Below are 21975 nucleotides of genomic sequence, written 5' to 3'. Positions count from 1 at the left end.
CGTATGGCTAAACAACACACTTTCTTTCAACCCTCGGCCTTGGCACTTGCCTTGGGCTTGGGCCTTGCCCCGGCTTTGCTTGGACTGTCGCTCACGCAAGCAGCACCTCCCGCCAAAAAGACCACCGCACAGCAGCAGCCCATCACGCTCAACTTTGTGAACGCCGAAATCGAGTCGGTCGCACGCACCCTGGCCACGCTGTCCAACCGCAATTTGGTGGTGGACCCACGCGTCAAAGGCACGATCAACCTCAGCACCGAACTGCCCGTGTCACCTAGCGAAGCGTGGAGCCAGTTTTTGGCGGCTTTGCGTTTGCAAGGCTTTGCCATGGTGGAGACCAAGGGCCTCTACAAAATCGTGCCCGAGGCCGATGCCAAGCTGCAAGGCGGCAATGTGCAAGAGATCGACAAAGTAGGCGGTGGCACGGGCAACGGCCAAATCGTCACGCACATCTTCAAGCTCAACTTTGAGCAAGCCAACAACTTGGTGCCCGTGTTGCGCCCGCTCATCAGCCCCAACAACACCATCAACGTCAACCCCGGCAACAACGCCATCATCATCACCGACTACGCCGACAACTTGCAGCGCATGGCCCGCATCATCGCCACGCTGGATGTGTCGAACGCCAGTGATGTGGAGGTGATTCAACTCAAGCACGCCATCGCGGTAGACCTTGCCCCTCTGGTGCTGCGCTTGGTGGAGTCGGGCAGCAATGCGCCTCAAACTGCAGCTGCGCCTGGCCAATCAGGGGCTGAATACAAAACCACGCTGCTGGCCGAGCCCCGCAGCAACGCCCTCATCTTGCGCGCGGCCAACCCCACACGCGTGGCGCTGGTGAAGTCACTCATCGCCAAACTCGACCAACCCAGCGGCACCAACGCCAGCGGCAACATCCACGTGGTGTATTTGAAAAACGCCGACGCGACCAAACTGGCCACCACCTTGCGTGCAGCGGTCAGCGGCCAAGCCACAGGCGTGACAGGCACCACTGGCGCAACAGGCGCAACACCTGCTGCCAACCCTTTGTCAGCCACATCCGCACAGGCTACATCAGGCAGCACGTTGGGCGGCAATGCCGCATCCGTGAGCTCTGCCACGGGTGGACAAATTCAAGCCGATACGGCCACCAACTCGCTCATCATCACAGCACCCGAACCGCAATACCGTCAACTGCGTGCGGTGATTGACATGCTCGACCAACGCCGCGCGCAGGTGATGGTGGAGAGTTTGATTGCCGAAGTGAACGCCGACAAGGCCGCACAAATGGGCATTCAGTGGCAAACCGCCACGGGCCAAGCAGGTGGCAACATTGGCATCATTGGCACCAACTTCAACAACCCCATCAGCACCACCATTGGACAAGGCAACATCATTGGCACGTCGGGTGGCGCAACTGCGCTGAGCACACTGGGTGGCGGCTTGAACATTGGAACTGCCCGACAAATCAACGGCACCTATGTGCTTGGCAGTTTGGCGACGTTCTTGCAACAAAACGGCGATGGCAATGTGTTGTCCACGCCCACCTTGCTCACACTGGACAACGAAGAAGCCAAAATTGTCGTGGGCCAAAACGTACCTTTCGTCACAGGCCAGTACACCAACAACAACACCACCAATGGCTCGGTCAATCCGTTCCAAACCGTCGAACGCAAAGACGTGGGTTTGACACTGAAGGTCAAGCCACAAATCAGCGAAACCGGCACCGTCAAGCTCACCATCTTCCAAGAAGTCTCGAGTGTGGTGGCCAACTCCGTCGGGTCGTCTACAGGCCTCATCACCAACAAGCGCAGCATTGAATCGAATGTGTTAGTCGATGACGGCTCCATCATCGTGTTGGGTGGTTTGTTGTCTGACGAATACTCGGGTGGCGCAAGTCAAGTGCCCTTGTTTGGTGATATCCCCGTGATTGGCTGGTTGTTCAAAAGCGAAAGCCGCACACGCACCAAGAAAAACCTGATGGTGTTTTTGCGCCCCGTGGTCATGCGCGATGCCGCGTCATCCGATGCGCTCAGCAACAACCGCTACCAACAAATGATGGGCTTGCAACAAAACGCACAGCCTGGCTTCAACCCCATCTTGGGCTCTGGCAATGCACCGGTATTGCCGCCAGCACCTGTGCCCGTCCCTAAGCCCAAAGAAGAACCTAAGCCGGAATAAGCCATGCGCCGCCCGCTGCCCTACGCCTTTGCCCGCACCCACCAGCTCTTGCTGGAGGACGATGGCCACACGCTCACGCTGTGGCACAGCGACGCGCCCGACCTGAGCGCGTGGAGCGAAGTCACACGCCGACACACGGTGCAATCGTTTGAGTACACCGACAAAGCCACGCTGGCCAAACGCATCAGCGAAGCCTATGCCCAAGCCGACAGCAACGCCGCCGCCGTGGTGAGCGAGGTGGAAAGCGACGCAGACCTGACCCGCATGATGCAAGAGCTGCCCGCCGTGGAAGACTTACTCGAAGCCGCTGACGACGCGCCCATCATCCGCATGCTCAACGCGCTGCTGACGCAAGCTGCACGCGATGGTGCGAGCGACATCCACATCGAACCGTATGAGCGCCACAGCAGTGTGCGTTTCCGTGTGGACGGCACGTTGCGCGAAGTGGTACAACCCAACCGCGCTTTGCACGCAGCCCTCATTTCACGCTTAAAAATCATGGCCGAGTTGGACATCGCCGAAAAACGTTTGCCACAAGATGGCCGCATTTCTTTGCGCCTCGGTCAACGCGCGATTGACGTGCGGGTGTCCACCTTGCCCAGCGCACATGGCGAACGTGCGGTGCTGCGTTTGCTCGACAAGACCGAGAGCAAGCTCACGCTTCAAGCAGTGGGCATGGAAGGCGACACGCTGCGCCGTTTTGAAGCCTTGGTGCACCAACCGCACGGCATCATCTTGGTCACCGGTCCCACGGGTTCGGGTAAAACCACCACGCTGTATGCCGCGCTGCAAGGGCTAGACGCCACGCGCAACAACATCATGACGGTGGAAGACCCGATTGAATACGAGCTGGCTGGCGTGGGCCAAACACAGGTGAACCCAAAGATTGATTTGGACTTTGCCAAAGCCCTGCGCGCCATCCTGCGCCAAGACCCCGACATCATCATGATTGGTGAGATTCGCGATTACGAAACTGCGCAAATCGCCATCCAAGCCTCGCTCACCGGCCACTTGGTGCTGGCCACGCTGCACACCAACGACGCCGCCAGCGCCGTGACGCGTTTGACCGACATGGGCGTGGAGCCCTTCTTGCTCAGCTCCTCGCTGCTGGGTGTGTTGGCCCAGCGCCTGTTACGCAAAACCTGCACGCACTGCGCAGGCAAAGGCTGTGAGGCATGCGGCCACAGCGGCTACCAAGGCCGCACCGGCATTTTTGAATTGCTCACCACCAACGACGACATGCGCGCCCTCATCCACAACCAAGCCAGCGAAGCGCAACTGCGCGACGCCGCTTTGCGCAACGGCATGACGCTGATGCGCGATGACGGTGAGCGCTTGGTACGTCACGGTATTTCCACCCGCGAAGAACTGATTCGCGTCACCCGCGACTAAAGCTCTGCGACCAAGCCCGATCCACCATGCCCGCCTATTCGTTTGAAGCCCTAGATGCCCAAGGCCAAACGCGCCGTGGCGTGCTGGAGGCTGACACCGCACGCACCGCACGTAGCCAATTGCGCGCGCAAGACTTAGTGCCACTCAAGGTGGAACCTGTGCAACGCACCAGCAGCGGTTTGAACACGGTCATTTGGGAAAGCAGGATTTTCAGCAGCACAGCGCTGGCCGTATGGACGCGCCAGCTCTCGGGCTTGGTCAATGCGGGCTTGCCACTCGAGCGTGCTTTGGCAGCCCTCAGCGATGAAGCCGAAACACCCCGCCAGCGCGACTTAGTCTCTGCCCTGCGCACCGAGGTGAATGCAGGCGCGCCGTTTGCCAAAGCGCTCAGCCAACACCCACGCGAGTTCAGCCCTATCTTTACAGCAGTGATTGGCGCGGGTGAGCAAAGCGGCCACTTAGGCCTGGTGCTCGAACGCTTGGCCGACGATTTACAAGAGCAACAAAACTTGTGCGGCAAGTTGTTGGCCGCGGGGCTGTACCCCGCCATCGTGTGCGTGGTGGCTTTGGTCATCGTGCTGTTTTTGCTGGCCTATGTGGTGCCCCAAGTGGCGCAGGTGTTTGGCAGCAACCAGCAGCAACTGCCCGCGCTCACCAGCTTCATGCTGGCCTTGAGCAGCTTTGTGCAGAACTTTTGGTTGTGGGGCTTGTTGCTGGTCGCAGCCTTCACCGCAGGTGGGCACATCGCCTTGAAACAAGCCGATGTGCGTTTGCGTTTTGATGCGGCGTGGTTGCAACTGCCTTTAATTGGTCGCTTGGCCCGTGGCTACAACGCCGCCCGATTTGCCAGCACCTTGGCCATGCTCGCCACCGCAGGCGTGCCCATTTTGAAAGCCTTGCAAGCGGCAGCCGACACGCTGAGCAACACCGCACTCAAGCGCGATGCACAAGACGCACTGGTGCTGGTGCGCGAAGGCGCGCCGCTGGCATCGGCCTTGGCACAACACGCACGCTTTCCGCGCTTGCTGGTGATGTTCTCGCGCTTGGGCGAACAAACCGGCACACTGCCCACCATGCTGCAACGCGCGGCTGCGCAACTCAGCGAAGAGGTGCAGCGCCGTGCTTTGCAACTGGCGACGATTCTGGAACCCTTGCTCATCGTGGCAATGGGTGCGATGGTGATGCTGATTGTTTTAGCGGTCATGCTGCCCATCATTCAACTCAATCAATGGGTGAGGTAATTCATGGGTGTTTCTTTAGACGGTAAGTTGGTCGTCGCGATCTCCTCAAGAGCGCTGTTCGACTTCGAAGAAGAAAACCAAGTCTTCGAACAAGGCGACGACCGCGCCTACATGAACCTGCAGCTTGGCCGCCTCGAAACCCCCGCCAAACCCGGCGTGGCGTTTTCGCTGGTGCAAAAGCTGTTGGCCTTCAACACGTCTGAAGCGCAACGCGTGGAAGTGGTCATCCTCTCGCGCAATGACCCCGTGAGCGGCATGCGCGTGTTCCGCTCTGCACAGCACTACGGCTTGCCCATTCAGCGCGGCAGCTTCACGCGCGGGCAATCGCCTTGGCGTTATTTGCGCCCGCTCAACGCCAATTTGTTTTTGTCCACGCATTTGTCGGATGTGCGCTCAGCACTCGACGCAGGCGTGCCTGCCGCGCAGGTGTACCCGCACTCTGCCCACGCGTCAGAAGCCAACCCACACGAAGTGCGCATCGCCTTTGACGGTGATGCCGTGTTGTTCAGCGACGAAGCCGAGCGCGTGTTTCAAGCCCAAGGCTTAGATGCGTTTCAGCAACACGAACAAACCAACGCCGCGCACCCCTTGCCCGCTGGCCCTTTCAAACCCTTGCTGGCCGCCCTGCAAGTGCTGCAACAAGCGGGCACGCCGCACATGCGCATTCGCACCGCACTGGTCACCGCGCGCAGTGCGCCCGCGCACGAACGTGCGATTCGCACGCTGATGAACTGGAACATTGAAGTGGATGAAGCCATGTTCTTGGGTGGCCTTGAAAAAGGCGAGTTCTTGCGCGAGTTTGAACCCGACTTTTTCTTTGACGACCAAACCGGCCACATCGAGTCAGCCGCCCGTCACGTGCCCGCAGGCCATGTGGCCAGCGGCGTGCGCAACAGCAACACCGAAGTTTGAAAACACATGAACGCTTTTAAAACCGTCGCCAACAACGTGGCGACGAATTGGCAAAAAAGCCGCTTGCAGCTCAGCCGCGTCTGGGCTTTGTCACTGCCGTATTTCAAGTCGGAAGAAAAGTGGCGTGCCCGCTTGCTGCTGGCCGCGTGCGTGGGTTTGAACCTCGGCATGGTGTACATGATGGTCTTGCTCAACGACTGGAACCGCGTGTTCTACGACGCGCTGCAAAACCGCAATGCCGAGGTGTTTTGGAAACAGCTTGGCGTGTTCGCCATGCTGGCCACCTGCTTCATCATCGTGGCGGTGTACCGCTTCTACCTCACGCAGTTACTCGAAATGCGTTGGCGCGCATGGATGACACGCGACTACTTGCAACGTTGGCTCAACGGCCATGTGTTCTACCAACTCGAACTGCAAAGCAAGAACGGCACAGACAACCCCGACCAACGGATTCAAGAGGACGTGCAGCAATTCACGGCTGACACGGTGGGCTTGTCGCTCGGTTTGCTCGACGCCACCGTCACGCTGCTGAGCTTTGTCGGCATCTTGTGGTCGCTCTCGGGTGGTTTTAGCTTTGACGTGAGGGGCGAGACCTACAACATCCCCGGCTTCATGGTGTGGATGGCGTTGGCTTATGCGCTGGCCGGCAGCTTGATCGGCCACTGGATTGGCCGCTCGATGGCATCGCTCAACTTTGCACAACAGCGTTTGGAAGCTGACTTTCGTCACCACCTGATGCGCGTGCGCGAGTACAGCGAGGCCATTGCGCTCGACCGTGGTGGCCGTGTGGAACGCCTGTCGCTGCAAGAGCGCTTCGCCCAAGTGCTGGACAACTTCATGCGCTTGTTACGTGTGCAAAAGCGCTACACCTGGTTCAACTCGGGCTACGGCCAAGCGGCGGTGGTATTCCCCATGTTGGTGGCCTCGCCCCGTTATTTCAGCGGCGCCATTCAACTTGGCGAGTTGATGCAAATTTCATCGGCGTTTGGCCAAGTGCAAGAGTCGCTCAGCTGGTTCATCAGCAACTACAGCCGCTTGGCGTCGTGGCAAGCCACCACGCTGCGTTTGACGAGTTTTCAAGACCAAATGTTGGCCATCCAGGTAGACGAGGTGGCAGAACCAGAAGCCGCACCGCTGTCGTTCACGGGTGCAACCGCCGTCACGCACACAGGCATCAACGCCTTGCACACCACCCCGCTCACGGTGTCTCTGCCCAATGGCGACGTGTTGCTGGCCGACACCTCGCTCAACGCAGCCGCAGGCGACACGGTGTTGATTCGCGGCCCGTCGGGCTGTGGCAAATCCACGCTGCTGCGCGTGTTGGCTGGCATTTGGCCCTACGTCAGCTCGCCCACGCACGACCGTCACGGCGAACCCATCACCTACGGCCCTGTGGTGTTGCCGGAACGCAGCGTGTTCATGCCGCAACGCCCTTACTTCCCAGAAGGCATGTTGCGCCAAGCACTGGCCTACCCAGACAGTGCCGAACACTACACCGATGAAGCCTTGAAGAACGCCCTGTACGACGCCTTGCTGCCGCACTTGGCAGATGAGCTGGACGTGGCAGGCCACTGGACACAGCAGCTCTCAGGTGGCGAACAACAACGCTTGGCCTTAGCCCGTGTGCTGCTGAAGCGCCCACGCTGGGTGTTTGCCGACGAAGCCACCAGCGCCTTGGATGAAGCCGGTGAAAAAATGCTGTACGAAAAGCTGCTCACCATGGTGCGCGAAGAAGGTGGCGGCTTGGTGTCTATCGCTCACCGCCCAAGCGTGGCCACGTATCACGACACGGTGTGGCAGTTTGTGCCCGCACCGGAGGGCAGCACAGCCAAGTTTGTGCTGGCCACGCCATAAAAATTACGCCTTCCAGCGCTCCCAGCCCTTGGCGCGCAAATCACACGCGGGGCAGGTGCCGCAGCCGTAGCCCCAATTGTGGCGGTGCGTGCGGTCACCCATGTAGCAGGTGTGGGTGTGCTCCACGATGAGGTCGACCAACTGATCGCCGCCATCCGCGTGTGCTTTTTGGCCCAGGTCATAGGCCAGCTGCCAGGTCTGCGCTTTGTCAATCCACATCAGGGGTGTTTCGATCAACAAGCGGCGGTCCATGCCGAGTGACAAGGCAATTTGCATGGCCTTCATGGTGTCGTCGCGGCAGTCGGGATAGCCGGAGAAATCGGTCTCGCACACACCGGTGACGATGACATCCAAATCACGGCGATAGGCCAGTGCAGCCGCGAGCGTGAGGAACAACAGGTTGCGGCCAGGCACGAAGGTGTTGGGCAAGCCAGACGCTTCCATCTTGAACGCCATATCGCGTGTGAGCGAGGTTTCGCTCACCTGGCCCAACACGCCGAGGTCGAGCAAATGGTCTTCACCCAGCTTGTTTGCCCACTGCGGAAACTGCGCGCGCACTTGGGCCAGCACTTGCAGTCGCGCTTCTAGCTCGACCAAATGGCGCTGGCGGTAGTCAAACGCCAAGGTCTCCACACGCTCGTATTGCGCCAGCGCATGAGCCAAACAGGTGGTGGAGTCTTGACCGCCCGAGAACAAAACCAATGCGTTGCGGTGAATGGGGTGACGTGTTTGCATGGGCTTAGGTTCAGTGTGAAGGTGCTTGGGCGTGTGAAATTTTGTCGGTCAACGCAATGGCCAAAGCACTGAGCAAGAATGTGATGTGGATGATGGTTTGCCACATCAACACTTTCTCGTCGTAGTTGGCCGCGTTGATGAAGGTCTTGAGCAAGTGGATGGACGAGATGCCAATGATGGCCATGCCCAGTTTGACCTTCAAAATCGACGCGTTCACGTGGCTGAGCCACTCAGGTTGATCGGGGTGATTTTCAAGGTACATGCGCGAGACAAAGGTTTCGTAACCACCCACAATGACCATGATGAGCAAGTTGGAGATCATCACCACATCGATCAAACCCAGAACCACCAGCATGGTGATGGACTCGCTCAGGTGCGTGACCGTCATGCCGTTTTTGTAACCAATGCTGGTCACCAAGGCATCCAGCGCGGCTTGGCTGCCAAACGCGGCTTCAATCAAATGCACCAGCTCCACCCAGAAATGGAACACATACACCGCTTGCGCAGCGATGAGGCCCAAATACAGAGGCAGCTGCAGCCAGCGGCTGGCAAAAATAAAACGGGGCAAGGCAGGGGTTTGCTTCATACTGAACAATCTCTCATTAAGGCTCAAATTTTGCCTGAGCCCACATAAACTTAAACCATGTTGTTACAAATTTTCTCTTTGATTCTGCACTTCGCCGTTGGCTTGGTGGCTGGCACGTGCCTGCTGCGCATGTACATGCATTTGCAGCGCATCAATTTGTCGTCGAGCGGCGGCAACCCATTGGCACCATTTGTGTTCAGCATCACCAACTGGATCGTGCTGCCCGTGCGTCGCTTTGTGCCGGCCCTTGGCCGCTTGGACACGGCCAGTTTGGTCGCGGCCTATGCCGTGTTGCTGGCCAAGCACTCGCTGCTGTGGATCGTGGCAGGCGCTACTGCCCATTGGCTGACCTTGGTGACCAATGCGGGCTTTGAGCTGCTCAGCGTCATTCTGTCTAGCCTGATGTGGATGGTGATTGGCTACGCGCTGATGTCTTGGTTCAGCGCCGCCTCGGATGTGCGTTATTTCTTGGCCCAGTTGGTCGAACCTCTGCTGCGCCCCATTCGCCGTGTGTTGCCGCAAATGGGCGGCGTGGACTTGTCACCCATCGCACTGATGCTGGTGATTCAAATCGCTGAGATCGTGCTGCACACCTTACAAGCGCAAGTCGTTTTCTAAGATGCGCAAATTTCGCTGGCTCGTTCTGTGTTTGTCATGCGTCACACTGCATGCGGCGGCGCAATCGCAAGCGCCCTCGCCTGCGGCGTTGCCACCCGTGACCACCATTGCCACATTGGATGTGCAGCGCTACATGGGTACTTGGTACGAGATTGCCAAATTTCCCAACCGTTTTCAGCGCAAGTGCGTCGCCAACACGCGCGCGCACTATCTGGCGCAAACCGATGGCTCGGTACAAGTGCTCAACAGCTGCACCACAGCGAATGGCAGCACCATCGACGCATTGGGCTTGGCCAAACAAGTGGGTCCAGCCACGTCGCCCAAGCTGCAGGTGCGTTTTGCCCCCGCATGGCTGAGCTGGTTGCCACAGGTGTGGGGCGACTACTGGGTGATTGACCTGGATGCCGACTACCAACTAGCCGCTGTGAGCGATGCCAAACGCGAGTATCTGTGGGTGCTATCGCGCACGCCGCGCGTCCCTGCCAAGACCTATGACGGGCTGATCGAACGTTTGAAAGCGCAAGGCTTCGATGTGCAACAACTCGAGCTCACGCAACAGCCCTGAAGCGCCAGGCTCTTCAAGACTGCGTTTTTTGGCGCAGCTCATAAACGGTCAGCAAACCGCCCGCGGTGCCACACAGCGCAATCAAGCCAATGCCCATCATCGACAGATGATCGGGCACATGGTCAAACACCCACCAACCGCCCAACATCGCAAAACCAATTTGCGCATACATGTACGGCATCAAAGTGCCTGCGGGTGAGCGTTCAAACGCCATGATGAGCAAGAAATGTCCCACGCACCCGGCAACGCCCATGAGCACCAACTCCAACAACACCCGCGTGTCGCTGATGGGCACCCAAAACCAAAACAAGGGCACAGAGGTCAATGCCGTACCCACCCATGTGGTGTAGAACTGCGTGGTCATGGCGTCTTCGGTGCGCGTCATTTTGCTGGTGAGCAACTGAAACGCCGCGTTCACGATGACCAAGGCCAGCGGAATAAGTAGCGGCCAGCCAAACACATCAGTGCCAGGGCGCACGATGATGAGCGTGCCAACAAAGCCGCCACACACCAACCACACACGCTGCGCCGACACATGCTCACCCAACAGACGTGCCGCCAACAAGGTGACCAGCAACGGCACGGTCATCACAATCGCGGTGAATTCGCCCACGGGCAAAAACCGCAAGCTCGAAAAGGCCAACCCTGTCACCACAGTCAACAACACACCGCGTGTGAGTTGCTGGCGTGGGTTGTTGGTTTTGAGCACGCCCAAGCCTTTGAGGGGCAACACCACCGCCGTGGTGAGCACGGCTTGGAAGAAGTAACGCGCCCAAATCGCCATCATCACAGGCACGACTGTGGTCACGCGTTTGGTGGTGGTGTCCAAAATGGCGAAGCACGCCATGGCAATGAGCAACAAACTGATGCCCAAAAGTGCGGGGTGTGATTTTTGCTGAGACGTCATGCGGATGCCTCGAATGTATCAAGAATCAAGCTTGAGCCTTGGCCTTGATGTGGCGCTGGTTGTTGCAGCGGTCGTGGCTGATGGCCAAATTGTCTTGATGGCTGTTGCCGCCTTCGCTGAGTGGCTGAATGTGCTCTAGCGTGGCATCGGCATGTGCCACATGCTCCCCGCAGACCCAACACGGCACCACGCCATGCAATTGGCGCGATACCGTTTTATAGATCTTGTCGCGGGTGAGCTTGAGCCGACTCAAGGCTTTACTTGATCCAAGCCGCCAAAGTTTTGGCGTACGCGTCAAAGTCTTTGATAGGACGCTTGGCCACACCCGAGGCTTCAGCGGCACGTGCCACGGCAGGCGCGATGCGCTGGATGAGGCGTGTGTCGAATGGCTTAGGAATGATGTTGTCCACGCCAAATGTCAAATCCAAACCGGGGTAAGCGGCTTGCACTTCGGCGGTCACTTCGAGCTTGGCCAAGTCTGCGATTTCGCGCACACAAGCAATCTTCATCGCTTCGGTGATTTTGGTCGCGCCGCAATCCAACGCGCCACGGAAGATGTATGGGAAGCACAACACGTTGTTCACTTGGTTCGGGTAGTCAGAGCGGCCTGTGGCAATGATGCAATCAGGGCGCACGGCTTTGGCCAACTCGGGGCGAATTTCTGGCTCGGGGTTGGCCAAGGCCAAGATGAGTGGCTTGTCGGCCATGGTTTTGACCATGTCTTGCGTCAACACGCCGGGGGCTGAACAGCCCAAGAACACATCGGCACCGTTGACCGCATCGGCCAAGGTGCGTGCATCTGTTTTTTGTGCAAAGCGAGCTTTGGACTCGTCGTAGCCACCGGGGCGGCCTTCGTAAATCACACCTTTGGAATCACACACAAAAATGTTCTCGGCCTTCACGCCCAAGCCCACAAACACGCCCAAACAAGCCAAGGCTGCAGCGCCTGCGCCAGACACGGCCACTTTGATGTTGTGGATATCTTTGCCAGCCAACTCCAAGCCGTTCAACATGGCCGCAGCCGAGATGATGGCGGTGCCGTGTTGGTCGTCGTGGAACACGGGAATGCTCATGCGTTCGCTGAGCTTTTTCTCAATGTAGAAACACTCGGGGGCTTTGATGTCTTCGAGGTTGATGCCACCAAAGGTGGGCTCCATGGCAGCGATGATGTCCACCAATTTGTCAGCGTCGTGTTCGTCGAGTTCGATGTCAAACACGTCAATGCCTGAGAACTTTTTGAACAAGCAACCCTTGCCTTCCATCACGGGCTTACCGGCCAACGCACCGATGTCGCCCAAGCCCAACACGGCGGTGCCGTTGGTGATGACGCCCACCAAGTTGCCACGGCTGGTGTATTCGTAAGAGAGCTGCGGGTCTTTTTCAATCTCCAAACAAGGGTACGCAACGCCAGGTGAATAGGCCAAGCTCAGGTCGTGCTGGTTGTCCAGCGGGTGAGTGGGCTCCACGCGAATCTTGCCCTTGGTGGGCGAGCGGTGGTAATCAAGTGCGGCTGTGCGTAATTCTTGTTCTGCTGGGGTCATGAGGGATAGCTCCGAATTATTTTAAAAATGGTGGCTATCCTACTCATTCTTTATGCCCTACGCTGCTGACGGAGGTCCCAAGCTATGACGGCGGAGACTCCAACATCACCAAGGCATCAATGATTTCATTCATTTGCGCCTCAAGATGGCGCACGTGCTGCTCGTCCGCAGAGCTTTTGCTATGGAAAAAGGCTGTGTTTGCCGTTTCCAGCTGCGCATACAACGATTTGATGGCGTCCAGAAGTTGGTTTTTTTGTTCACTCATTGCTTTGATCTCAATGAAAAAATTTTACGGATTTTCTAACTCAGCGAGGTCAGCTGCAATACGCTGGTTGGCGTACCTTCTTCACAACTCAGGCCCTCAGTTCAGTGCCTCCAACAAATCCTGCGTGTCCCGAATGATCGGCTGCGCCAACTGCAACAGCAAATGACCGTCAACCGCCTGCTGAGCCCACCGGTTGGAAGCCTCTAGCACGGGATGCGTGTGCAAATAGTCAGGCACCTCAAAGTCTGGTGACTGCTGCTTGAACGCCAACAACATGCTGAGATAGCCCGAGAAATACAAGCTGAACATCAGCGCATTGGCCGCCTCTTGCGTGATGTCGCGACGCCCCACCAGTTGCAAAAACAAAGCTTTAGCGGTTTCTATCGTCGGCAGCTCACTGGCACTCAGTTGAAACTCTTCATCCAAGGTCTTGCATGCCTTGTTCCATTGCGCTAGTGCGTCTGTCATCTGGTCAGTCATTTCAGTTCAATCGTATTCAGGCCAACATTGTGCCTTTGCACCTCTTGGCCCCGCAGCGGCAGGTGTATTTGGCTTTGAGCGCGTCGGTCATGGGCTCATCGCTCACCAGCCCATAGTTGAACGTCAGCTCTTCGCCTCGCCACACTTGGCGACGCGTTTTGATGAAAACACGGCCTTTGATTTCTACGGGTTCGCAATTGGGGCGACACGAATGGTTGATCCAACGCGACGCATTGCCGCCGTACAAGCCGTCAATCACCCGCGCATCGTCGATGTGAAAGTAAAACGTGTGCTCGGGATTACTAGGGTCATGCGGGTGGCGGCGCTGCGCCTCGGCCATGGAAATGATTTCGCCCACATATTCAATGACCGTTTCGCCCGCAGCCATCCCGCACAGGGCGAACACGCCTTTGCCGTGGACGCGGGATGAGAGGACTTCTATTCGAGGGTCACTCAACAGTTACGCTCTTAGCTAAATTTCGAGGTTTATCAACATCCGTCCCCCGCGCACAAGCCGTGTGATAACTCAGCAACTGCAAGGGCACGACGTGCAAGATGGGTGAGAGCACGCCGTAGTGCTCAGGCATGCGAATCACATTCACGCCTTCGCTGCTTTCAATCTTCGTGTCGCCATCGGCCAGCACATACAGCACGCCGCCACGGGCGCGCACTTCTTGCATGTTACTTTTGAGCTTTTCCAGCAAGGCGTCGTTGGGCGCTACCGTCACCACGGGCATGGCGCTGGTGACCAAGGCCAAGGGCCCGTGCTTCAACTCGCCAGCAGCATAGGCCTCGGCGTGGATGTAAGTGATTTCTTTGAGCTTCAACGCGCCTTCGAGCGCGATGGGGTAATGCGTGCCACGGCCCAAAAACAAAGCGTTTTCTTTGCTGGCAAAGTCTTGCGACCACGCGATGAGCTGGGGCTCGAGCGCCAGCACCGCTTGCAAAGCAGCGGGCAAGTGGCGCATGTCTTTGATGTGCTTGGCTTCTTCTTCGTCGCTCAAACGGCCTTTGGTTTGTGCCAAGGCCAAGGTGAGCAAGAACAAACCGGCCAGCTGTGTGGTGAAAGCTTTGGTGGAAGCCACGCCAATCTCTGCGCCGGCGCGTGTGACGTAGGCCAGCTTGCACTCGCGCACCATGGCGCTGGTGGACACGTTGCAAATGGTGAGCGTTTTGTCCATGCCCAAACCTTGCGCATGACGCAGCGCAGCCAAGGTGTCGGCCGTCTCGCCCGACTGGCTGATGGTGACTACCAAGCTGTCAGGGTTGGGCACGGATTCGCGGTAGCGGTACTCGCTGGCGATCTCGACTTGGCAAGGGATTTTGGCAATCGCCTCAATCCAATACTTGGCCACGCAGCCGCTGTAATAGCTGGTGCCGCAAGCGAGGATGAGCACGTTGTCCACGGCTTTGAACACCGAGTACGCGCCGTCGCCAAACAACTCGGGCGTGATGCCCTCAATACCTTCGAGCGTGTCGGCAATGGCGCGCGGCTGCTCGAAGATTTCTTTTTGCATGTAATGGCGGTAAGGGCCCAACTCGGCTGCGCCGCTGTGCGCTTGCACAGTTTTAACTTCGCGTGTCACAGCTTTGTGGTTGCGGTCTTGCACCCAGTATTTGCCGATTTGAATGTCCACCACATCGCCTTCTTCGAGGTACACGATTTGGTCAGTCACACCGGCCAAGGCCATGGCGTCGCTGGCGAGGAAGGTTTCGCTGTGCTCTTTGCCCACGCCCAAGATGAGCGGCGAGCCTGCGCGTGCGCCGATGACGCGGTGCGGTTCGTCTTTGTGAAACACGGCAATCGCGTACGCGCCGTGCAGCTGCACGATGGCGGCTTTGACCGCTTCAAACAGATCGCCGTTGTAGAGGCTGTCCACCAAGTGGGCAATGACTTCGGTGTCGGTTTGGCTCAAGAACTCGTAGCCCTTGGCTTGCAGTGCAGCGCGCAGCTCATCGTGGTTTTCGATGATGCCGTTGTGGACCAGCGCCACCCGGCCCGGCTTGTTCGGGGTGGCTTTCTCGTTCTGGCCTGCTTTGTTCGGCACATCGCCTGTGTAAACACCCGCGCCAGCGCCCGTGCCGTGGCTGAAGTGGGGATGCGCGTTGTGCACCGCAGGCGCACCGTGCGTGGCCCAACGTGTGTGCGCAATGCCAATGCCGCCTTCAATGTGGTCGGCCTTGACTTGGTCCATCAACTCAGACACGCGTGCCGTGCTGCGCGCGCGTTGCAAGCCGCCTTGCTTGGCGCCCAAACTGGCCGAGTGCACCGCCACGCCGCAGGAGTCGTAGCCACGGTATTCCAGCCGCTGCAAACCTTGCACGAGGATGGGAACGATGTTGCGGGTAGAAACTGCGCCGACGATGCCACACATAAGAAGCTCTCCAAATTGAGGAATGGCAGGATCGTAGGCCGATCGACGTGAAATTTCTTATATATTTTTTATAGTTTTTGAACGAAAATTCAACAAAACCAAAATATTGGAATTTAATTTCAATTACTTAGCTTTTATGAAACAAGAATTTCTAGATGAAACCGATCTGAAGCTGCTCGACGCCTTGCAGCACGACGCCACGCTCAGCAACGTGGCCTTGGCCGAACGCTTCAAAATCTCACCGCCCACCTGCCTGCGCCGCGTCAAGCGCCTGACAGACGAGGGTTGGATTGAGCGACAAATCGCCGTGCTCAACGCCGACAAATTGGGCGCGGCCTTGGGCCACGGCCTGACCTCTTTGGTGGAAGTCACGCTAGACGCACAAGGTGCCGAACACCTAGACGCCTTCGAGCAACGCGCCATCGCCGACGAGTCTGTGCAGCAATGTTGGCGCGTGTCGCCTGGGCCCGACTTTGTGTTGGTCGTGCAAGCTGTGGACATGCCCGACTACCTGGCCATCACGCAACGCCTGCTGACGCAAGATGCGAATGTGCGAAATGTGAAAGCGTTTTTTGCAACCAAGCGGGCGAAGTTCACCAGCACTTGGCCGGTCTTGCGCTCGTCATAAGCCAACGAACTCGTCATGGCGTGGCTAGCGGCAGCAACCAATTTGTACCCATCAAAAAAGGCAGCCTAGGCTGCCTTTTGTAGCTTCAAGCCTTGGGCTTTTTCTCAGGCCGTTTGTAATTAGCAATGCTCACCTGCTTACCCCGCGCCACGCTCAAAGCGCCAGCCTCGGTGCTCTTGGTGATGGTCGAGCCACCGCCCACTGTGCCGCCCGCGCCTATGGTGACGGGGGCCACCAACACGCAGTTGCTGCCCACATGCACATCGGCTTCGATGACGGTGCGGTGTTTGTTGGCCCCATCGTAGTTGGCGGTGATGCTGCCTGCGCCGTAGTTGACGCGTTCGCCCACGGTGGCGTCGCCCAAGTAGGCCAAGTGGTTGGCTTTTGAACCCTTGGCCATCGTTGAGTTTTTGACTTCCACAAAGTTGCCAATGTGCACCTCGGCGGCCAACTGCGCGCCGGGGCGCAAACGGGCAAACGGGCCAATCAATGCGCCCTCGCCCACGGTCACGCCCAGCTTTTCACCGTCGATGTGGGTGAAAGGGTGAATCACCGCGCCAGCCTCAATGACGCAGTTGGCGATCACGCAATTCGCGCCAATCTTCACGCCGTGACCGAGTGACACATTGCCTTGAAAGATGCAGTTCACATCAATCTCAACGTCTTGACCGCAAGTCAACGTGCCGCGCACATCAAAGCGTGCGGGGTCGATGATGCGCACGCCGTCGGCCATGAACGCTTGCGCTTGGCGCAGCTGAAACGTGCGCTCCAGCTCGGCCAACTGCGTGGGGCTGTTGACGCCCGCGACTTGCGCCACGTCTTTGATTTTGTGCGCCACCACGGGCACGCCATCGGACTCGGCAAACTTGACGACATCGGTCAAATAAAACTCTTGCTGCGCGTTGTTGTTGTCCAAGCGGGCCAGCCATGGTTTGAGCAATTTGGCGGGCACGGCCATGATGCCGCTGTACACCTCATTGATCGCGCGCTGTTCATCGTTGGCGTCTTTGTGCTCGACGATGGCGTGCACTTGGCCGCTGGGGCTGCGCACGATTCGGCCGTAGCCGGTGGGGTCGTCAAACGCAATCGTCAACAACGCGAGCTGCTTGCCGTCGCACAGGTCGATCAGCGCCTGCAAGGTGTCGGCTTGCGTCAAGGGCACATCGCCCGAGAGCACCACCACCACCGCGTCATCGGCCAACAAGGGCACGGTTTGCTGCACCGCATGACCTGTACCGAGCTGAGGCATTTGGCGGGCGAACTGCAGCTTGTCGTTGGGGTTGGCCGACAGCAAGGCGGGTTCGACTTGGTCGGCCCCGTGTCCGGTGATGACGATGGTGTGGCGCGCTTTCAAGGTACGGGCTGTGTCAATCACATGCTGCACCAAAGCCTTGCCCGCCAAGCGGTGCAAAACCTTAGGCATACTGCTCTTCATACGGGTGCCTTTACCGGCCGCCATGATCACCACATCCAAAGCCTTCATGTCATTCATCCTTATCTTGCGCAGAATTATCCGCCATGCCTCTGTCTGGTTGGCGTTGGCAACGTTCGTCGGTTTGAGTGGTTGCAGCACCATCAAGTTGGTCTACAACAACAGCGATGACTTGGTTTACTGGTGGCTCGACAGCTATGCCGATTTGCAAGACGGCCAAAAGCAACTCACGCGCGACGCGCTGACCGAGCTGCAGCGCTGGCATCGCCAACAGCAGTTGCCCGAATATGTGGCCTTGCTCAAGCGCATGCAAGCGATGGCGCTCAATGACATCACGCCTGCGCAAGTGTGCGCGGTAACTGAGGACATGAAGGGCAGTTTTATTCGCGTGCTGCGCCACATGGAGCCCACATCAGCCCAACTCTCCAGTCAGCTCAATGCAGACCAACTGCGTAGCGTGCGCAAACGTTTTGATAAGACCAACAAAACTTGGAAAGAAGATTGGCTTGACCCCAATGCCGAAGATCGTCTGCGCTATCGCACCAAGCAAGCGACCAATCGCCTCGAAGATTTTTATGGTCGCTTGGAGAAATCACAGCGCGAAACACTGCAGCAATGGCTGAGCAGCTCGATCTTTGACCCAGCGCTCAGCTACGCCGAGCGTGAGCGCCGCCAAGCCGACACGCTGCAAACTTTGCAACGCATTGCGCAAGAAGGCAACGCACCGAGCAAACAAGAACAAGCGCAAAGCTGGCTGCGAGGTTTGGTTGACCGAAGTTTCAACTCTCCCAACGAACGCTACCGCGCCTACAACCTTGAACTGTGGAGCGAAAACTGTGCAGGCTTTGCCAAGCTGCACAACAGCACCACGCCCGCACAGCGCCAACGCATGTTGGAAGCCCTACGCGGCTACGAGCAAGACTTCAGAACGTTGATGACGCAAAAATAAGCACCACGGCCCCAAGCTGGGTTTAGCTCATTGGCCAAACCACCCCGTTGTCATTGAGCAGCGCATCCAGCGGCATGTCGTGTGGTTCAGGCATCAGGTCTGGCAAGAAGCCATGGGTAAAGCCCAAGCCAGCAGTCACGGGTTTGGGTTGCAGCGTCGCCAGCGTGCGGTCGTAAAAACCACCGCCGTAGCCCAAACGGAAACCACCAGGGCCATAGCCCACGCAGGGCACAAACAACAAAGTGGGCACCACCACCTCGGTATCTTTGGGTTTGGGAATGCCGTAGGCATCTTCTTCCATCGGACAGCCGGGGTACCAAGCGTGAAAGGTCAGTGTTTTGTGCGCCTTGTCCACCACGGGCAGGCCAATGCGCCGGCGCTGTGGCTCGTCCAGCAACTCGCCATCTTCTTTCCAGCGGTGCAGCACGGGCAGCGGGTCAAATTCGCCTTTGATGGGCCAGTAGGCACCGATCACCGTGTCTGGGCGATCGAACAGCCAAATGCGCATCACGCGTTGCAACATGTCGGCCCGAGCCAGCCGGTCGGGCAAGTTCAAACGCTCTTCAATGAGCTGCTGGCGCAAGGTTTTTTTGTCCACAGATAATCAGGGCATGAAGTTTCGAGTCATTGTGTCATTGTTTGCCAGCGTTTTCGTGACGTTGGCCACCGTTCAACCCAGCTTTGCGGCGCCTTCGGGCAGCAACGCACAGGCAGATGCCGTCATCACCGACATGGCTCAAGCCTTCAAGCGCGGCGACCGCAAACGCTTGACCGCGCTGCTGCCACAAGCGAAAGGCCATACGCTCGAACCTTGGGCAGCTTATTGGGAACTGAAAGCCCGGCTGGACGAAGCGTCGTCTCAGGAAGTCCGCGCCTTCTTCAACCGCTACCCCGCCACTTACCAAGAAGACCGTCTGCGCAACGACTGGCTGCTGCTTTTGGGGCAACGCCGTGACTGGACCACCCTCAGCGACGAGCACCCACACTACCGCATGCGTGATGACCGCGAACTGCGCTGCTACTTCTTAACCATTGAGCTGCTGGAAAAAGGCCCACAAGCCAGTGCGTCCATTGCCGATGAGGTGCGCAAAAACTGGATGGGCATGAAAGAAGCGGACGACGGCTGCACCTTGGCCGCTGACCGCCTGTACTTCACCAAACAATTCACCTCACTCGACATTTGGCGCAAAGCCCGTTTGATGGTGGAACACAACCGTCCCCGCACTGCGCGTAACGCCGTTCAAATTGTGGCTCCTGAGGTAGCCAACGTGGTACCCGATGCCATCAACAACGCTGAAAAGTTTTTGGCCAAACACATCGCCGCACCACAGAAAGTGCGTCAAGAGTTGGTGGTCATGGCTCTCGTCAAAGTGGCCACGACTGACCCTGACAAAGCCGACAAGCTGATGCGCAACAAGTGGCAGCCCTACCTCACCACGGAAGAACGTCACTGGGTGTGGGGCGTGATTGGCCGTCAATCCGCCATGCGCTTAGATGACGACGCTTTGACCCATTTCGCACGCGTGGCGCATGACAAAGACTTGAATGACGACATGCTGGGCTGGAAAGTGCGCGCTGCTTTGCGCGCCGGCAACACGCCCAAGTGGCCTGTGGTCGAAAACGCCATCAATGCCATGAGCGCCGATGCACGCAAAGACCCCACTTGGATTTACTGGCACGCACGTGCACTGCTGGCCCGCAAGAAAGTCACACCGCCAATTCAACAAGAAGCCAATGCCATGCTCGAGGGCATTGCTGGTGTGCGCGGTTTTTACGAACAGCTCGCCCTCGAAGAGCTGGGCCGCAAAGTGACTGCACCTGCACGCCCACCGGCCCCCACTGCCGAAGAAATGGAAGTCGCGAAACGCAACCCATCGTTGCAACGTGCGCTCTACGCCATTGGCATGGGCTTGCGCTCTGAAGGCGTGCGCGAGTGGAACTACGCCACCAACCTCGTCAACGCCGAAGGCAAAGCTGGCTTGATGAGCGACCGCGATCTGCTGGCCGCTGCCCAACTCGCCTGCGACAACCAAGTATGGGACCGCTGCATCAACACCAGCGAACGCACCCGACAAGTGATGGACTTTGAGCAACGCTTCCCCATGCCGCACAAAGACGCCGTTGTCGCACGTGCCAAAACCATCAACCTCGACCCCGCTTATGTGTACGGCCTGATTCGACAAGAAAGCCGCTTCGTCACCGATGCCCGCTCGGGCGTGGGTGCCTCGGGCCTCATGCAGGTCATGCCCGCCACCGCCAAGTGGACCGCTCGCAAAATTGGTTTGACGGGCTTCACCCCTGATCAAATCACGGACCGCGACACCAACATCGCCATCGGCACCGGGTACTTGAAATTGGTGCTCGACAGCTTTGAGGGGTCCATGCCGCTGGCAGCTGGTGCATACAACGCAGGCCCCAGTCGCTCACGCCGCTGGCGTGCGCCCAACGATGGCACAGGCCCTGTGCTAGAAGGTGCCATCTGGGCAGAGAACGTGCCCTTCAATGAGACCCGCGACTATGTGAAAAAAGTGCTGTCCAACACCACCAACTACGCCGCACTCATCACGGGTCAGCCCCAATCCCTCAAGGCCAGATTAGGTTTGGTGGGGCCACGTGATACCACGGCACCTGCAGAAAACTTAGAGTTACCTTGACGCTTTAAGCGTTGCATCAGACATAAAAAAACGCCTTGCATGCAAGGCGTTTTTATTAGGCGTTCGCTTAGATTAGAAGCGGTATCCGACAGAGACGCCAAAGCCTTTGGCTGTAATGCCATCTTTCTTAGAGAACACCATGTAATCGCCTTGGGCATACCAATCTTTGGTCAAAGATGTTTGCAAACCAATGCCATACGACAAAGAGTTGATCGTATCGCTCTCTGCGCTGACGCGACCCACAGACGCCGTCATTTTGGAGCTTGTGTAACCGACACGTGCAAAGACCTCAGTATCTTTCGCAACTGCGAATTTTGGCTTCAGGTACAAACCGTAGCCTGAGACTGCGATATCAACATTTGTGTTGTCAACCGTCTGGCTGTCTTTAGATACGGTAAAGGCATAAACACCCTCAACAGCCAAGTTGTCATTGATGTTTTTCCCCAAAGTCAAACGCGCCGCCAATGGCGTAACGCCCAAGCCTTCACCAGAAATCTTCATCGGCGCCAAGCCACCTTCAACATAAAAATCTTTTGCTGCAGACTGGGCACTAGCCACACCGGCCGTAGCCACCAAGACGAGAGAAGCCAACACGCGGCTGATCGTTTTCATAAATATCCTTCAATTTCAATATTTGGCAATGCGCCAGAGTTCAAAAAAACTGCCTGTTAAGAACAAACAGGT

At 57.7% G+C, this 21975-nt stretch carries 21 protein-coding genes and 1 pseudogene; 10 read left to right on the top strand and 12 right to left on the bottom strand.

Going from position 1 to position 21975, the window contains the following annotated elements; translation table 11 throughout:
- Nucleotides 1-3: 3 nt before the first annotated feature.
- Genes gspD through B9Z44_RS08935 form a run of 5 tightly spaced genes read left to right on the top strand, consistent with a single transcriptional unit; the run spans nt 4 to nt 7556 of the window.
- Nucleotides 4-2157 (top strand): type II secretion system secretin GspD, encoded by a 2154-nt coding sequence (gene gspD, locus B9Z44_RS08955; RefSeq protein WP_108402233.1) that lies wholly within the window; start codon nt 4-6, stop codon nt 2155-2157.
- A 3-nt stretch (nt 2158-2160) separates the two neighbouring features.
- Nucleotides 2161-3549 carry a GspE/PulE family protein gene (locus B9Z44_RS08950; protein WP_108402232.1) on the top strand — a complete coding sequence of 463 codons (1389 nt, stop codon included), beginning with the start codon at nt 2161-2163 and terminating at the stop codon, nt 3547-3549.
- Between the two features lie 26 nt (nt 3550-3575).
- On the top strand, nt 3576-4790 hold the full coding sequence (gene gspF / locus B9Z44_RS08945; RefSeq protein ID WP_108402231.1) for a type II secretion system inner membrane protein GspF: 1215 nt from the start codon (nt 3576-3578) through the stop codon (nt 4788-4790).
- Between the two features lie 3 nt (nt 4791-4793).
- Nucleotides 4794-5702 carry a 5'-nucleotidase gene (locus tag B9Z44_RS08940; RefSeq protein WP_108359827.1) on the top strand — a complete coding sequence of 303 codons (909 nt, stop codon included), beginning with the start codon at nt 4794-4796 and terminating at the stop codon, nt 5700-5702.
- Nucleotides 5703-5708: 6 nt separating this feature from the next.
- A complete protein-coding gene (locus B9Z44_RS08935; RefSeq protein ID WP_108359828.1) occupies nt 5709-7556 on the top strand; it encodes an ABC transporter ATP-binding protein/permease in 1848 nt (615 codons plus the stop codon).
- A 3-nt stretch (nt 7557-7559) separates the two neighbouring features.
- On the opposite strand, the gene queC is transcribed toward B9Z44_RS08935, so the two are convergent.
- A complete protein-coding gene (queC, locus tag B9Z44_RS08930; protein WP_108359900.1) occupies nt 7560-8273 on the bottom strand; it encodes a 7-cyano-7-deazaguanine synthase QueC in 714 nt (237 codons plus the stop codon).
- 28 nt (nt 8274-8301) lie between these two features.
- Nucleotides 8302-8877 (bottom strand): TIGR00645 family protein, encoded by a 576-nt coding sequence (locus tag B9Z44_RS08925; protein WP_108359829.1) that lies wholly within the window; start codon nt 8875-8877, stop codon nt 8302-8304.
- Nucleotides 8878-8934: 57 nt separating this feature from the next.
- Between B9Z44_RS08925 and B9Z44_RS08920 the strand changes: the two genes are divergently transcribed.
- Nucleotides 8935-9495, top strand: a complete 561-nt coding sequence (locus tag B9Z44_RS08920) for a YggT family protein (RefSeq protein ID WP_108359830.1) — start codon at nt 8935-8937, stop codon at nt 9493-9495.
- Nucleotide 9496: 1 nt separating this feature from the next.
- Nucleotides 9497-10060 (top strand): lipocalin family protein, encoded by a 564-nt coding sequence (locus B9Z44_RS08915; RefSeq protein WP_108402230.1) that lies wholly within the window; start codon nt 9497-9499, stop codon nt 10058-10060.
- A 13-nt stretch (nt 10061-10073) separates the two neighbouring features.
- Here the strand turns inward: B9Z44_RS08915 and B9Z44_RS08910 are convergent, their stop codons facing one another.
- The 7 genes and pseudogenes from B9Z44_RS08910 to glmS all read right to left on the bottom strand — a co-directional run bounded on the left by B9Z44_RS08910 (nt 10074) and on the right by glmS (nt 15628).
- On the bottom strand, nt 10074-10967 hold the full coding sequence (locus B9Z44_RS08910; protein ID WP_108402229.1) for a DMT family transporter: 894 nt from the start codon (nt 10965-10967) through the stop codon (nt 10074-10076).
- A gap of 25 nt (nt 10968-10992) precedes the next feature.
- Entirely contained in the window at nt 10993-11220 is a 228-nt protein-coding gene (locus B9Z44_RS08905; protein ID WP_108359833.1) for an HNH endonuclease, read from the bottom strand.
- Between the two features lie 10 nt (nt 11221-11230).
- Nucleotides 11231-12508 (bottom strand): annotated as a pseudogene (locus B9Z44_RS08900) (malic enzyme-like NAD(P)-binding protein); the annotation flags it as partial.
- Between the two features lie 82 nt (nt 12509-12590).
- The gene (locus B9Z44_RS08895) at nt 12591-12773 is read right to left on the bottom strand and encodes a hypothetical protein (protein WP_108359834.1); all 183 of its coding nucleotides are present in this window, start codon (nt 12771-12773) and stop codon (nt 12591-12593) included.
- A 96-nt stretch (nt 12774-12869) separates the two neighbouring features.
- Nucleotides 12870-13241, bottom strand: a complete 372-nt coding sequence (locus B9Z44_RS08890) for a hypothetical protein (RefSeq protein WP_108359835.1) — start codon at nt 13239-13241, stop codon at nt 12870-12872.
- 28 nt (nt 13242-13269) lie between these two features.
- Nucleotides 13270-13710 carry an SET domain-containing protein gene (locus B9Z44_RS08885; RefSeq protein ID WP_370444601.1) on the bottom strand — a complete coding sequence of 147 codons (441 nt, stop codon included), beginning with the start codon at nt 13708-13710 and terminating at the stop codon, nt 13270-13272.
- A complete protein-coding gene (gene glmS / locus B9Z44_RS08880) occupies nt 13703-15628 on the bottom strand; it encodes a glutamine--fructose-6-phosphate transaminase (isomerizing) (protein WP_108402227.1) in 1926 nt (641 codons plus the stop codon). The genes B9Z44_RS08885 and glmS overlap by 8 nt, the downstream gene beginning before the upstream one ends.
- 136 nt (nt 15629-15764) lie before the next feature.
- Here glmS and B9Z44_RS08875 point away from each other — a divergent pair, with 136 nt between their 5' ends.
- The gene (locus tag B9Z44_RS08875; protein ID WP_108402226.1) at nt 15765-16256 is read left to right on the top strand and encodes an Lrp/AsnC family transcriptional regulator; all 492 of its coding nucleotides are present in this window, start codon (nt 15765-15767) and stop codon (nt 16254-16256) included.
- 85 nt (nt 16257-16341) lie between these two features.
- Here the strand turns inward: B9Z44_RS08875 and glmU are convergent, their stop codons facing one another.
- On the bottom strand, nt 16342-17739 hold the full coding sequence (glmU, locus tag B9Z44_RS08870; RefSeq protein WP_108402225.1) for a bifunctional UDP-N-acetylglucosamine diphosphorylase/glucosamine-1-phosphate N-acetyltransferase GlmU: 1398 nt from the start codon (nt 17737-17739) through the stop codon (nt 16342-16344).
- Here glmU and B9Z44_RS08865 point away from each other — a divergent pair.
- Nucleotides 17714-18637 (top strand): DUF6279 family lipoprotein, encoded by a 924-nt coding sequence (locus tag B9Z44_RS08865; RefSeq protein WP_108402224.1) that lies wholly within the window; start codon nt 17714-17716, stop codon nt 18635-18637. The genes glmU and B9Z44_RS08865 overlap by 26 nt on opposite strands.
- Before the next feature lie 22 nt (nt 18638-18659).
- Here B9Z44_RS08865 and B9Z44_RS08860 read toward each other — a convergent pair whose 3' ends face one another.
- Nucleotides 18660-19235, bottom strand: a complete 576-nt coding sequence (locus B9Z44_RS08860) for a 5-formyltetrahydrofolate cyclo-ligase (RefSeq protein ID WP_108359841.1) — start codon at nt 19233-19235, stop codon at nt 18660-18662.
- Between the two features lie 13 nt (nt 19236-19248).
- Between B9Z44_RS08860 and B9Z44_RS08855 the strand changes: the two genes are divergently transcribed.
- Nucleotides 19249-21291, top strand: a complete 2043-nt coding sequence (locus B9Z44_RS08855) for a lytic transglycosylase domain-containing protein (RefSeq protein WP_108402223.1) — start codon at nt 19249-19251, stop codon at nt 21289-21291.
- 72 nt (nt 21292-21363) lie between these two features.
- Here B9Z44_RS08855 and B9Z44_RS08850 read toward each other — a convergent pair whose 3' ends face one another.
- On the bottom strand, nt 21364-21903 hold the full coding sequence (locus tag B9Z44_RS08850) for a porin family protein (protein WP_108402222.1): 540 nt from the start codon (nt 21901-21903) through the stop codon (nt 21364-21366).
- Nucleotides 21904-21975 lie beyond the last annotated feature (72 nt).

It is taken from the genome of Limnohabitans curvus (assembly GCF_003063475.1).
GTDB lineage: Bacteria > Pseudomonadota > Gammaproteobacteria > Burkholderiales > Burkholderiaceae_C > Limnohabitans > Limnohabitans curvus.
Note: the sequence above shows the minus strand (reverse complement) of the source record. Positions and strands in the feature narration are given on the sequence as shown.

Bases quoted from the DNA above. Each gene is read 5' to 3' on its own strand.
- gspF (WP_108402231.1), top strand. From the start codon at position 3,576: ATGCCCGCCTATTCGTTTGAAGCCCTAGATGCCCAAGGCCAAACGCGC.
- glmU (WP_108402225.1), bottom strand. From the start codon at position 17,739: ATGAAGGCTTTGGATGTGGTGATCATGGCGGCCGGTAAAGGCACCCGT.
- B9Z44_RS08935 (WP_108359828.1), top strand. From the start codon at position 5,709: ATGAACGCTTTTAAAACCGTCGCCAACAACGTGGCGACGAATTGGCAA.
- B9Z44_RS08915 (WP_108402230.1), top strand. From the start codon at position 9,497: ATGCGCAAATTTCGCTGGCTCGTTCTGTGTTTGTCATGCGTCACACTG.
- B9Z44_RS08875 (WP_108402226.1), top strand. From the start codon at position 15,765: ATGAAACAAGAATTTCTAGATGAAACCGATCTGAAGCTGCTCGACGCC.
- B9Z44_RS08925 (WP_108359829.1), bottom strand. From the start codon at position 8,877: ATGAAGCAAACCCCTGCCTTGCCCCGTTTTATTTTTGCCAGCCGCTGG.
- B9Z44_RS08850 (WP_108402222.1), bottom strand. From the start codon at position 21,903: ATGAAAACGATCAGCCGCGTGTTGGCTTCTCTCGTCTTGGTGGCTACG.
- B9Z44_RS08895 (WP_108359834.1), bottom strand. From the start codon at position 12,773: ATGAGTGAACAAAAAAACCAACTTCTGGACGCCATCAAATCGTTGTAT.
- B9Z44_RS08920 (WP_108359830.1), top strand. From the start codon at position 8,935: ATGTTGTTACAAATTTTCTCTTTGATTCTGCACTTCGCCGTTGGCTTG.
- B9Z44_RS08910 (WP_108402229.1), bottom strand. From the start codon at position 10,967: ATGACGTCTCAGCAAAAATCACACCCCGCACTTTTGGGCATCAGTTTG.
- B9Z44_RS08940 (WP_108359827.1), top strand. From the start codon at position 4,794: ATGGGTGTTTCTTTAGACGGTAAGTTGGTCGTCGCGATCTCCTCAAGA.
- gspD (WP_108402233.1), top strand. From the start codon at position 4: ATGGCTAAACAACACACTTTCTTTCAACCCTCGGCCTTGGCACTTGCC.
- glmS (WP_108402227.1), bottom strand. From the start codon at position 15,628: ATGTGTGGCATCGTCGGCGCAGTTTCTACCCGCAACATCGTTCCCATC.
- B9Z44_RS08865 (WP_108402224.1), top strand. From the start codon at position 17,714: ATGATCACCACATCCAAAGCCTTCATGTCATTCATCCTTATCTTGCGC.
- B9Z44_RS08950 (WP_108402232.1), top strand. From the start codon at position 2,161: ATGCGCCGCCCGCTGCCCTACGCCTTTGCCCGCACCCACCAGCTCTTG.
- B9Z44_RS08890 (WP_108359835.1), bottom strand. From the start codon at position 13,241: ATGACAGACGCACTAGCGCAATGGAACAAGGCATGCAAGACCTTGGAT.
- B9Z44_RS08855 (WP_108402223.1), top strand. From the start codon at position 19,249: ATGAAGTTTCGAGTCATTGTGTCATTGTTTGCCAGCGTTTTCGTGACG.